Below are 12,563 nucleotides of genomic sequence, written 5' to 3' on the forward strand. Positions count from 1 at the left end.
GGATTGACGCATAGTGCTCGACGTCAACTTCTTCGACGAGCTCCGGATCGGCCTGGCCACCGCGGACGACATCCGTCAGTGGAGCCACGGCGAGGTCAAGAAGCCCGAGACCATCAACTACCGCACCCTCAAGCCCGAAAAGGACGGACTCTTCTGCGAGAAGATCTTCGGTCCGACCCGGGACTGGGAGTGCTACTGCGGCAAGTACAAGCGCGTCCGCTTCAAGGGCATCATCTGCGAGCGCTGTGGCGTCGAGGTCACGCGTGCGAAGGTGCGCCGTGAGCGGATGGGCCACATCGAGCTGGCCGCGCCCGTCACGCACATCTGGTACTTCAAGGGCGTCCCGAGCCGACTGGGCTACCTGCTCGACCTGGCTCCCAAGGACCTCGAGAAGGTCATCTACTTCGCGGCGTACATGATCACGTACGTCGACGAGGAGCGCCGCACCCGTGACCTGCCCTCCCTGGAGGCGCACGTCTCCGTGGAGCGCCAGCAGATCGAGAACCGCCGCGACGCCGACCTCGAGGCCCGCGCCAAGAAGCTCGAGGCCGACCTGGCCGAGCTGGAGGCCGAGGGTGCCAAGGCCGATGTGCGCCGCAAGGTGCGCGAGGGTGCCGAGCGCGAGATGAAGCAGCTGCGCGACCGTGCGCAGCGCGAGATCGACCGGCTCGACGAGGTGTGGACCCGGTTCAAGAACCTCAAGGTCCAGGACCTCGAGGGCGACGAGCTGCTCTACCGCGAGCTGCGTGACCGCTTCGGCACGTACTTCGACGGCTCGATGGGCGCCCAGGCCCTGCAGAAGCGCCTGGAGTCCTTCGACCTCGAGGAGGAGGCCGAGAAGCTCCGCGAGATCATCCGTACCGGCAAGGGCCAGAAGAAGACCCGCGCCCTCAAGCGTCTGAAGGTCGTCTCCGCGTTCCTGCAGACGTCCAACAGCCCCAAGGGCATGGTCCTCGACTGCGTCCCGGTCATCCCGCCGGACCTCCGCCCGATGGTGCAGCTGGACGGTGGCCGCTTCGCGACCTCCGACCTGAACGACCTGTACCGCCGTGTGATCAACCGCAACAACCGTCTGAAGAGGCTCCTGGACCTCGGTGCCCCGGAGATCATCGTCAACAACGAGAAGCGCATGCTTCAGGAGGCTGTTGACGCCCTCTTCGACAACGGTCGTCGCGGCCGCCCGGTGACGGGCCCCGGCAACCGCCCGCTGAAGTCCCTCAGCGACATGCTGAAGGGCAAGCAGGGCCGCTTCCGTCAGAACCTGCTCGGCAAGCGAGTCGACTACTCGGCGCGTTCCGTCATCGTCGTCGGCCCGCAGCTGAAGCTGCACCAGTGCGGTCTGCCCAAGGCCATGGCGCTGGAGCTCTTCAAGCCGTTCGTGATGAAGCGCCTGGTCGACCTGAACCACGCGCAGAACATCAAGAGCGCCAAGCGCATGGTGGAGCGCGGCCGCACCGTCGTGTACGACGTCCTCGAAGAGGTCATCGCCGAGCACCCGGTGCTGCTGAACCGTGCGCCCACCCTGCACCGCCTCGGCATCCAGGCCTTCGAGCCGCAGCTGGTCGAGGGCAAGGCCATCCAGATCCACCCGCTCGTCTGCACCGCGTTCAACGCGGACTTCGACGGTGACCAGATGGCCGTGCACCTGCCGCTGTCCGCGGAGGCGCAGGCCGAGGCCCGCATCCTGATGCTGTCCTCGAACAACATCCTCAAGCCGGCCGACGGCCGTCCGGTGACGATGCCGACCCAGGACATGGTCCTCGGTCTGTTCTTCCTCACCACCGACGGCGAGATGCGGAACGTGAAGGGCGAGGACCGCTCCTTCTCCTCCGTGGCCGAGGCGATCATGGCGTTCGACGCCGGCGAGCTCTCGCTGCAGTCGCGCGTGGACATCCGCTTCCCGGTGGGCACCATCCCGCCGCGCGGCTGGACCCCGCCGGCCCAGGAGGAGGGTGAGCCGGAGTGGCAGCAGGGTGACAGCTTCCGTCTGAAGACCACGCTGGGCCGTGCGCTCTTCAACGAGCTGCTGCCCGAGGACTACCCGTTCGTCGACTACGAGGTCGGCAAGAAGCAGCTCTCCGAGATCGTCAACGACCTCGCCGAGCGCTACCCGAAGGTCATCGTGGCGGCGACGCTCGACAACCTGAAGGCGGCCGGCTTCTTCTGGGCCACCCGTTCCGGCGTCACCGTCGCCATCTCCGACGTCGTCGTTCCCGAGGCGAAGAAGGAGATCGTCAAGGGCTACGAGGCGCAGGACGAGAAGGTCCAGAAGCAGTACGAGCGCGGTCTGATCACCAAGGACGAGCGCACGCAGGAGCTCATCGCGATCTGGACCAAGGCGACCAACGAGGTCGCCGAGGCGATGAACGAGAACTTCCCGAAGACCAACCCGATCTTCATGATGGTGAACTCGGGTGCCCGAGGCAACATGATGCAGATGCGTCAGATTGCCGGTATGCGTGGTCTGGTGTCGAACGCCAAGAACGAGACGATCCCGCGTCCGATCAAGGCGTCCTTCCGTGAGGGCCTGTCCGTGCTGGAGTACTTCATCTCCACGCACGGTGCCCGTAAGGGTCTCGCGGACACCGCTCTGCGTACCGCCGACTCGGGTTACCTCACCCGTCGTCTGGTCGACGTCTCCCAGGACGTCATCATCCGCGAGGAGGACTGCGGCACCGACCGTGGCCTCAAGCTCCACATCGCGGAGGTCGACGCGGCCGGCGTGCTGCGCAAGGCGGAGAACGTCGAGACGTCCGTGTACGCGCGCTGCCTCGCCGAGGACATCGTGGTCGACGGTCAGGTCCTGGCCCCGGCCGGCACCGACCTCGGTGACGTCCTCATCGAGGAACTGGTGGCCCGTGGCGTCTCCGAGGTCAAGACCCGCTCGGTCCTGACCTGTGAGTCCGCCGTCGGCACCTGCGCCATGTGCTACGGCCGCTCGCTGGCCACCGGCAAGCTGGTCGACATCGGTGAGGCGGTCGGCATCATCGCCGCCCAGTCCATCGGTGAGCCCGGTACCCAGCTGACGATGCGTACCTTCCACACCGGTGGTGTGGCCGGTGACGACATCACCCAGGGTCTGCCCCGTGTCGTCGAGCTCTTCGAGGCCCGTACCCCGAAGGGTGTCGCCCCGATCTCCGAGGCCTCCGGCCGCGTGCGGATCGAGGAGACCGAGAAGACCAAGAAGATCGTCATCACGCCGGACGACGGCAGCGACGAGACGGCGTTCCCGATCTCGAAGCGCGCCCGACTCCTGGTCAGCGAGGGCGAGCACGTCGACGTGGGCCAGAAGCTCACCGTGGGTGCCACCAACCCGCACGACGTGCTGCGCATCCTGGGTCAGCGTGCCGTCCAGGTCCACCTGGTCGGCGAGGTCCAGAAGGTGTACAACTCGCAGGGTGTGTCGATCCACGACAAGCACATCGAGATCATCATCCGGCAGATGCTCCGCCGCGTGACGATCATCGAGTCCGGTGACGCCGAGCTGCTGCCCGGCGAGCTGGTCGAGCGCTCGAAGTTCGAGACCGAGAACCGTCGTGTGGTCCAGGAGGGCGGTCACCCGGCCTCCGGTCGTCCGCAGCTGATGGGTATCACCAAGGCCTCGCTGGCGACGGAATCCTGGCTGTCGGCCGCCTCCTTCCAGGAGACGACCCGAGTTCTGACGGACGCGGCGATCAACGCCAAGTCCGACAGCCTCATCGGCCTCAAGGAGAACGTCATCATCGGTAAGCTCATCCCGGCCGGTACGGGTCTGTCCCGCTACCGCAACATCCGGGTCGAGCCGACCGAGGAGGCCAAGGCCGCGATGTACTCGGCCGTCGGCTACGACGACATCGACTACTCGCCGTTCGGCACCGGCTCCGGCCAGGCCGTCCCGCTGGAGGACTACGACTACGGTCCGTACAACCAGTAAGGCGCCGGCGTCCGCTTGAAGGGCGGTCACCCCACGGGGTGGCCGCCCTTCGGCGTTTCTCCGGGCCTTACAGCCTGGTGCGCAGATATGGCTCCAGACGGGCCAGCCTGGTGGTGTGGTCGGGGTGGGTGGACAGCAGACGGGCCAGCGGGCCCGGCCGCTCCAGACGCTGCCCGGCCGCCGCGGCGCGCGCTTCCTCCGCCTGCTCCTCGGCCTCCAGACGGTGCAGTACTTCGGTCATCTGCCGGGCGAAGCCGAGCGCGGCCGCCTGCTGGTCGGCCCGGAGCTCGCCCTGGCGGCCCGCGAAGGCGAGCAGATACGGGGCGAGGACCAGCGGAATGGTCACGAACCACGCGCTGATCACCGCGAAGACGACGAACATCCCCATGAACAGCACCAGCAACCCGGTCGCCACCACGGAGAACCGGCTGGCCACCATCACGGTGACACTGGCCAGGAACTTGGTGACGGCCCAGGCGATCCGGCCGGGCAGCGAGTACCAGTAGCCGAGCAACCCCGCCCAGGAGTGACCGCCGGTGTGATGGCCGAGCTCATGGGCGAGTACGGCGGCGAGGTTGCCGCTCGGGATCTCGTTCAGCGCGTACGTCGTGACGCTCACGACATGCCCGGCGACCGCGGACGCGTTCAGCTCGTCGCTGTTCTCGACCATCAGCTCGTACGTGTGTGCCTCTATGCCCGCGCGGGCGGTGACCTCGCGCCATACCGGCTCCAGCCGGGACAGCTCCAGGGCCGTCGGCGCGCGCAGCTTCAACACATGGCGGGCGAAGAGGAGTTCGGCGGGCCGGTGGAACACGAGCCCGCCGCTGGCCAGCCAGACCAGGACCGCGAGCCACCCGCCCACGGTCCCGCCGAATGCCGTCCCGAGGGCGGCGACCACGACACCGCTCACCAGCGCCCCCGGCAGATGCACGACGAGCCGCCCCACGGCGGTGGCGTCGGCACCGCGCTGATGGGCGGCGACATGGACGCGGGAGCCGAGGTGGCGGTAGTCGAGATCGTCCGGAGCGGCGCCCTGCGCCACCTGGTCCGCGAAGGGTGGGCCGGCCTGCTGGGGCACCTGGGAGGGGGCCGGGTGGGGCGGAGCGGTGGGCTGGAACTGCGAGGGCGGGGGCGTCATCGGGTACTGCGGGGCGCCGGTGCCCATCGGGTACTGCGGTGGCGGAGCGGTCGGGTACTGCGGCGGGTACTGCGGGGCGGGAGCGCCGGGGTGCTGCGGGTACTGCGGGGCGCCGGCCGTCGGGTACTGCGGGGCCGACCCCGGATACGCGGGCGGTGCCGTCGGGTACTGCGGGGCGGGCTGAGGGTTGGGGTACTGGGGTTCGGGAGGCAGGTAGGGACCGGGGTCGGGTGTTTCGGACATGGGGACGTTTCCTTCGGGTGCCGTGTTTCGTGTGAGCGGGTGTCAGCCGACCAGCAGGGCCGTGGGGAGCAGGACCGTGCCGGCGCAGAAGGCGATCAGGCCGGTACGGATCCACTGGTGCTTGCGGGCGGCGATACGGCTGGTCTCGGTGAGGGCCGCGGTGAGTCCGGCGACGGGGTCGCGTTCGGTGTCGGCGAGCGCATCGGCCAGCAGGCCCGCGTGTACGGCCTGTTGGATGTCGCCGAAGTAGCAGAGGGGCTGGCCCGGGGACCACACACCGGAGCGATACCGGGGCAGTACGGCGAGCAGCAACGCCAGCAGCGACAGGGCGAGGGCGAGAGCGCCGCCCCACCACAGCAGGGTGCCCGCGGCCGACAGCACCCCCGGCTCCCACTTCCGCCCGGCCACCAGCCCGCTGAACGCCCCGGCCGTCAGCCCCAACGCCGCGACCAGCACGGCCGCCTTGCTGTCGGCCCGCGCGATCTCCCCGCGCATCTCGGCGAGGAGCCGCTCGGCGGTGACGAGACCGGGGGAGCCGAAGGTCGCCGGGCGGGGCGTGGTGCGGGGCGTCGTCACGACGCCTCCGGTTCCGGACCGGGCCGGGGCGGGGTGTACGGCGCGGGCATCGGCGGGGTGAGGGGCGCGGGACCCTCCTGGACCGGGTGCCCGGGGGAGGGACCGTCGGCGGGTGCGGGAGCCGGTGCCGCAGCGGCCGGAGGGACCGACGCCGGAGGCACGGCAGCGGGCGGTGCCCCGGCGCCGTATGCCTGCGGCCCAAGCCCGTACCCCGGCCCAGGCCCAGGCCCGTACCCAGGCCCAGGCCCGTACCCCGGCTGAGGCACCTGCCCCGGATACGCCGGCCCCTGCGGAGCCGCGGGCAGGGCCCCCGCCGCACCCGGACTCGCCCCGCGCATACGGATGATCGCGTCTATCTCGTGGCGGACCTGCTTGAGGGACTCCGCCTTCTGGTAGTCCTCCAGCTCGTCGCTGCCGAGCTGCTCCAACTGGGCCTTTATGAAGGTCAGTTGGTCCTGGTGGATGTTGTCGATGACCAGGCGTGTGTCCTCGGGGTGGGCGGCGAGGTGCAGGGCCCACGCGCCGACCCCGCCGTACTGGAGGTGGTACTGATAGAAGTTGATCTTCTCGGCGACCAGCTGCTGATGCTGTCGCTGCTGCAGCGCCTCCAGCTCGTACTGCTGCCGCGCCTGTCGCAGCCGGAATTCGTGCTCCGGGTCGAGCATCTCGGACTCGTAGCGCAGCGTCCGCTTCCGCTGCCGGTGGGCGATCGCCTCGTCGTCGAGCCGCAGCCGCACCATGCAGGTGACCTCGAGCCCGATGCCCGCCGCGAACGCCCCGCTCTCGACGGCCTGCTGGACCTCGACCTCCGCCGACGGGCTCTCCTCGATCGGGAAGCGCCGGGTGACCGGGCGGGCCAGCTGCTGCAGTTCGCTGGTCAGCCGGGTCGGTACATCGCGCTCACCGCTGCGTACGTACGCCTCCGGATCCCGCACCCGCCAGGTCAGGTCCGCCGTCGCGCCGAAGGCGAACGCGTCGTCGTCGCTCGGCAACTCCAGCTCCAGCCGGACCGGGTGGCTGCCCATGTCCACCTCGTACACCGAGATGTAGTGACGGGTCGCCGCGTCCGTACGGCTGGGCCGCAGCGGTGGGACGTACACGTGGTACTCGCCGCCCGCGGTGGCGAAGACCAGCGCGTGGTCGATCGCACCGACCACCCGCCGGGCGGTGTAGTCGAACCGCGAGATCGGCCGCACCGTGAGTACCGGGTCGATCAACGTGCTGTGCCGGTCGGCCTGTTGCTGCCACTCCGGCTGACGGCGGAAGTCCGCCATGGTGCAACTCCTCGGGTATTGCGGGGTCGGTCAGGAACGGGTCGAAGCGGCGGGCCAGAGCACGTCCAGCAGCCGGTCGGCGACGGGTGGCCGCGGCCCCCCGTCCTCCGCGCGCATGGTGCGCAGTTCGTGGTCGAGCCGGTCACGGTCGGCCGCCTCGACGACCAGCGCGGGCAGCAGCAGCTCCAGGGCCTGGGCCGCGTCCGCCATGCGCTGGGCGACATGCACCCAGGTGCGCAGCGCGCCCAGCGCCTGCCGGGTGTGGGCCCGGTCGCCCAGGGCGGTGCGCCACAGGGTCGCCAGGTCGCGGGCCGAGTCGGGCTCGTACATCCCGGTGTCGGCGTACCACTCGACGAGGGCGCCCTCCTCGGCGTTGTCGCAGGCGCGTACGAAGGCGTTCAGGGCGAGGGCGCGCACCGCCGGCGTGTCGTGGTACAGCAGCCGTACGAACTCGGAGAGCACCTCGCCGGGGCGCCGCCCCGAGGACAGCAGAAGGGCCGCCGACTCGATCAGGCTCTCCGCCTCCGCCTTGCTGCTGACGTCCGCCCGCGCCCGGCCCGCCAGCGCGGCCAGGGCCGGGCCCGCCAGCTCGGGGCGGAGCGGCGCGAGCAGGCCGAAGGCCCGGATCGCCGTCCAGCGGCGGGCCCAGTGCGGGTCCGTGCACCACTGGGTGAGCAGCCGCGGTACGGCGGGCGCGTCGAGGAGCTGGGCCAGGGTGAGCGCGTTGGCGGCCGTCACCCGGGGGCCGAAGGCCTTCGAGTCGGCCCAGCCGTCGATGAGCAGCGCGACCGCCGAGGGCAGATCGGCGGCGGCCAGCAGCGCGGCGGCCGCGGCGGTCCGGGTGCGCACCACCGGCCGTCCGTCCCGGGCCAGTTCACGCAGCCACGCCACCAGCGCGGGCCGGGCGGAGGGGTGCCCCGTCCAGACCTCGGTCAGCAGCACACGTGCGGTGCGTTCCTCCCGGAACCCCGCCATGAACTGCGGTACGGCACCCCAGTCGGTCTGCTCGTCCCGCAACTCCCCTTCCGCGTGCGCCCGCTCCAGCCGGTCCGCGGCCGACGGGCCGAACACCGGGATCTCCGGCGGTAGTTCGGGATGCTGGAGCTTCTGGAAGTGCACGAAGAGGCGGTCCGCGAGCTCGGCGGCGAGCACGTACGGGGCCTGGTCGAAGACCGCGAGCGAGATCAGAAAGGCCTTCTCGCGCAGCTCCGTCTCCGGCGCCCCGAGCCAGCCGCGGCACTGCTTCTCCACCGTGGCCTGCCCGAACTCCGCGAGCCGGGCGTCCGCCTCGTCACCGCCGTCGTACGCGGCCAGCTCCCGCGCGAACTCGGCGGCCTCGGCGGGGCGCCGCCCGCGCGCGAGGAACTCCCGCACCGGCGCGAGCGCCAGCAGTTGCGCCGTCTCGCCCCGCCGCAGTACGGCGAGATGGGCCCGTACGACGTCCTCGGCCGTCGGCGGCTCCCACGGCGTCGGGGTGACGCCCTGCAGGAACGGTGAGTTCTCGACCGTGATCACGAGGTGGCCGTCGGTCTTCTTGAGCTGGTCCACGGCCGCGTAGAGATGGGTGTCGCGCAGCGGCCGGTTGCGGGTCAGCGGCAGGTCGCGCAGCACATGGCCGCCGGGCCGGGTGAGCTGTGCGGGCAGGGTCGCGGGGGTCGTCTCGGCGGGCAACGCGTGGACGGCGGGCACGCCGAGGCGGTGCAGCAGCATCAGGGCGGCGGCATAGCGGCCGGTGGCGTGCGGGCCGGACAGGACGACGATCCGCTCCTGGCGCAGCCGGTGCAGCGCGGCCTCGAAGGCGGGGCCCTCGGCGAAGACCGCGTCCAGGGCGTCGAGCTCGGCCCGCGGGACCTCTCCGGAGGCGTACGAGGCGGCCGGCCCGTGGTGGTGGATCTCCGTCTTGCCGCCCATGAAGACGTCCCCGGTGACCTGCCCGCCGGACACCCCGTGCTGGGCCCCTCCGACCAGGCTGCCCCCGAAGGAGGCCGCCGAGCCGAGGATGAAGCCGGGGGTGTGGGCGAACAGCTCCCGTTGGGCGGCGCGGGCCTCCTGGGCGCTCTCGGCCTCTTCCCCGGGTCTGTCGCCGTCGGGCTCCTGCACGGCCTCCGTGTCCGGCGGCCGCTGCTCGGGCGGAACCGTCACGCCGCGTCACCCCCGGTCCCGCCGAGGTGTACGTCACCGGTGACCTGGCCGCCGGAGACTCCGTGCTGGTCACCGAGGACGAGACTGCCGCCGAAGCTGGGCGCGCCGTTGAGGTTGAAGACGACGCCCCCCGTGGAGGGAGTGGAGGGCGATGTCCGCCCCGGTGCCGGGCCGTCCCCCGAAGCACCCGGCACCGGGGCTCCCCCCGCCCCCGTTTCACTGTGGTTCCGGGGCCCGGCCGCCCCCTCGGGCACCGGGCCGTACAGCCACGCCTGCAGCGGGCCGTTCTTGCTGTCCACGGTCACCTCGTGGAAGTCCGCCGCCGGGACCCCCGTGTGGTCGTGCCGCACGATCCCCGTGTAGACCCCCTCCGACACGCACATCGCGAAGTCGTCCCGCCGCTCGCGCAGCGCGGCACGCAGCAGACCGGCGTCCAGCAGGCGGCAGGCGTGGTTGAGGTCGGAGCCGACCCAGCCGTGCTCGTCGATGGCGACGTACCCCGAGGCGACGACCCCGCGCAGCCGGATCTGCGCCGAGCTGGACGCCATGCGGTTGACCGCCCGCAGCTGGGCCGGGACCGAGGTGAGCAGGGCGCGCAGCAGGGCCGGCACGGAGGAGTTGGCGTCGATCAGCTCCATCACGGAGTCCCCGCGGTCGGCCCGCAGGCGCAGCGTCTCGTCGATCCCGGCGCTCTCCAGGGCGCGGTCGGTGACGTCGTACAGCATCCGCCGTAAGTAGGCCTGCTCGACGTCGTCCCGGTCGCTGTAGCGCTCGATGTCGAGCAGCAGGATGGTCCGGCTCACGGGATCGTTCATGATCGCCTTTCGGGAAGGGGGCCGTCGCTGTCGCCCGGCGAGACGAGAAGAGTGACGCGTGGGGCTGCATCGGGGAGAGGGCGGATGACGCACTCGAACTGTGACCGTGTACACAGAAAGTGCTTGCCCGTACGTGGCTCGTTCGCGGGCGTCGTGGCGCCCGTCCTGGGCCTGCGCGTCACCCGTTCTCCGGGCCCGCGTGTCGGCCGCCGCTCGGGCCCGCGCGTCGGCCGCCCCTCGGGGTCCGCGCGTCGGCCGCCCCTCGGGGTCCGCGCGTCGGCCGCCCCTCGGGGTCCCCGCGTCGGCCGCCCCTCGGGGTCCGCGCGTCGGCCGCCCTCCGGGTCCCCGCGTCGGCCGTCTCTCGGGCTTCCCCGTCGGCCGCCCCTAGAGGTCCCCGGCGGCCGTTCTCCGGGCTCCCGCGTCAGCCGTTCCTCGGGGTCGCCGCGTTGGCCGTTCTCTGGGCTCCCGTGTCACCCGCCCCCTGGGCTCCCGTGTCACCCGCCCCCCACGTCACCCGTCCCGCGCGATCCGTCGCAGCACATCCATCCGTACGATCCGCAGCGTTCGCCGTCCGGTGACCACCACCCCGCGGTCTCGTAGCTCCTTCAGCAGCCGTTGGACCATCTCCCGTGACGCCCCGACCGACCCGGCCAGCTCCTGCTTGCTGAGGGGGACGAGGAGCTCGACGCCGGTCTCGGTGTAGCGGGCGTTCGTGCGGGCCAGTTCGAGCAGGAGGGCGGCCAGGCGCTCCCGTACGTTCATGGAGGCGAACTCCAGGCGGCGCTGGTCGGCCGCGCGCATCCGGTCGGAGGTGAGGCCGAGGAGGGCGTAGGAGACGTCGGGGGAGTGCCCGAGGAAGTCGGTGAAGCGGTCCCGTTCGACGGCGACCGCGCGGACCGGCTCCAGGGCGGTCACGGTGGCCGAGCGAGGGCGTCCGGTGAGCGCGGCCGACTCGCCGACGATGTCGCCGGGGCCGCGCAGGGCGAGCAGCGCCTCGTAGCCGTTGACTGCGGCCGCGGTGACCTTGGTCCAGCCGTGGATGACGAAGAGGACGTACGAGGAGGGCTCGTGCTGGTGGAGCAGCACGTCCCGGGGGCGGAAGCCGAGTTCGCGGCCCAGTTCGAGCAGCGCCTCGCGGTCCCCCTTCTCCAGGCGTGCGAGGAAGGGCACCCGGTCGTCGAGACCGGTCCCGTCGGGTAAGTCGGCCGCCGTCATGTGTTCCCCCGTCCCCCACGATCGGTACAGCAACCGTTCAACATACTGAACAAGCCGTTGGCATGGGCACGGAACGGGGCGACACCCCCCGAGATTCACTCCGGGCCCACGATTGCAAGGGTGACAAACCCGGCGTGTCGGGGCGCACTCCATTTGTTTTGACCGAAGTCCGTGAGGTAGGTACGCTCAGACCTTGTGCCTGGGGTGTGCCCTGGCTCTCGTGCGTGCCTTCAACCGCGTGGCGAGCCGACACCGGCCACCGTAATCTGCGCCCTTTTTCGCCTGGCGGCAAAGGTCCGCGGGATTCGACACACCCGACCGCGTGGGTCGGCGACGTTCCAGGTTAGCTGTACCTATCGGCACACAGAAACCGGAGAAGTAGTGCCTACGATCCAGCAGCTGGTCCGCAAGGGCCGGCAGGACAAGGTCGAGAAGAACAAGACGCCCGCACTTGAGGGTTCCCCTCAGCGTCGTGGCGTCTGCACGCGTGTGTTCACGACCACCCCGAAGAAGCCGAACTCGGCCCTGCGTAAGGTCGCGCGTGTGCGTCTGACCAGCGGGATCGAGGTCACCGCTTACATTCCGGGTGAGGGACACAACCTGCAGGAGCACTCCATCGTGCTCGTGCGCGGCGGCCGTGTGAAGGACCTGCCGGGTGTTCGCTACAAGATCATCCGTGGCTCCCTCGACACCCAGGGTGTCAAGAACCGCAAGCAGGCCCGTTCCCGCTACGGCGCCAAGAAGGAGAAGTAAGAATGCCTCGTAAGGGCCCCGCCCCGAAGCGCCCGGTCATCATCGACCCGGTCTACGGTTCTCCTCTGGTCACGTCGCTCATCAACAAGGTGCTGCTGAACGGCAAGCGCTCCACCGCCGAGCGCATCGTCTACGGCGCCATGGAGGGTCTGCGTGAGAAGACGGGCAACGACCCGATCATCACGCTGAAGCGCGCGCTGGAGAACATCAAGCCGACCCTTGAGGTCAAGTCCCGCCGTGTCGGTGGTGCGACGTACCAGGTTCCGATCGAGGTCAAGCCCGGTCGCGCCAACACCCTCGCGCTGCGCTGGCTCGTCGGCTACTCCCGCGCCCGTCGCGAGAAGACCATGACCGAGCGTCTGCTCAACGAGCTTCTCGACGCTTCGAACGGCCTCGGTGCGGCCGTCAAGAAGCGCGAGGACACGCACAAGATGGCCGAGTCCAACAAGGCCTTCGCGCACTACCGCTGGTAGTCGCAGTCCACATCGAGACCG

At 70.5% G+C, this 12,563-nt stretch carries 9 protein-coding genes; 3 read left to right on the forward strand and 6 right to left on the reverse strand.

Annotated features, from left to right (window positions below):
- Positions 1-13 precede the first annotated feature (13 nt).
- Positions 14-3,913, forward strand: coding sequence for a DNA-directed RNA polymerase subunit beta' (locus tag N8I87_RS23785; protein ID WP_263211561.1), 3,900 nt, complete (start codon positions 14-16; stop codon positions 3,911-3,913).
- A 67-nt stretch (positions 3,914-3,980) separates the two neighbouring features.
- On the opposite strand, the gene N8I87_RS23790 is transcribed toward N8I87_RS23785, so the two are convergent.
- From N8I87_RS23790 to N8I87_RS23815, 6 genes are all read right to left on the reverse strand, one after another.
- Positions 3,981-5,294 carry a M48 family metalloprotease gene (locus N8I87_RS23790; protein WP_263211563.1) on the reverse strand — a complete coding sequence of 438 codons (1,314 nt, stop codon included), beginning with the start codon at positions 5,292-5,294 and terminating at the stop codon, positions 3,981-3,983.
- Positions 5,295-5,336: 42 nt separating this feature from the next.
- Complete coding sequence (locus N8I87_RS23795) at positions 5,337-5,870, reverse strand: Pycsar system effector family protein (protein ID WP_411577276.1); 534 nt, start codon at positions 5,868-5,870, stop codon at positions 5,337-5,339.
- Entirely contained in the window at positions 5,867-7,144 is a 1,278-nt protein-coding gene (locus tag N8I87_RS23800) for a PE-PGRS family protein (protein ID WP_263211565.1), read from the reverse strand. The genes N8I87_RS23795 and N8I87_RS23800 overlap by 4 nt, the downstream gene beginning before the upstream one ends.
- Before the next feature lie 30 nt (positions 7,145-7,174).
- Positions 7,175-9,286, reverse strand: a complete 2,112-nt coding sequence (locus tag N8I87_RS23805) for a hypothetical protein (protein ID WP_263211567.1) — start codon at positions 9,284-9,286, stop codon at positions 7,175-7,177.
- On the reverse strand, positions 9,283-10,101 hold the full coding sequence (locus tag N8I87_RS23810) for a hypothetical protein (RefSeq protein WP_263211569.1): 819 nt from the start codon (positions 10,099-10,101) through the stop codon (positions 9,283-9,285). Before N8I87_RS23810 ends, N8I87_RS23805 begins: the two co-directional genes overlap by 4 nt.
- Positions 10,102-10,611: 510 nt before the next feature.
- Positions 10,612-11,316, reverse strand: a complete 705-nt coding sequence (locus tag N8I87_RS23815) for a Crp/Fnr family transcriptional regulator (protein ID WP_263211571.1) — start codon at positions 11,314-11,316, stop codon at positions 10,612-10,614.
- 381 nt (positions 11,317-11,697) lie between these two features.
- Here N8I87_RS23815 and rpsL point away from each other — a divergent pair, with 381 nt between their 5' ends.
- Entirely contained in the window at positions 11,698-12,069 is a 372-nt protein-coding gene (gene rpsL / locus N8I87_RS23820) for a 30S ribosomal protein S12 (RefSeq protein WP_003948652.1), read from the forward strand.
- Positions 12,070-12,071: 2 nt separating this feature from the next.
- A complete protein-coding gene (rpsG, locus tag N8I87_RS23825) occupies positions 12,072-12,542 on the forward strand; it encodes a 30S ribosomal protein S7 (RefSeq protein ID WP_003992340.1) in 471 nt (156 codons plus the stop codon).
- Positions 12,543-12,563: the final 21 nt, after the last annotated feature.

This window comes from Streptomyces sp. HUAS 15-9, assembly GCF_025642155.1.
Taxonomy (GTDB): Bacteria; Actinomycetota; Actinomycetes; order Streptomycetales; family Streptomycetaceae; genus Streptomyces.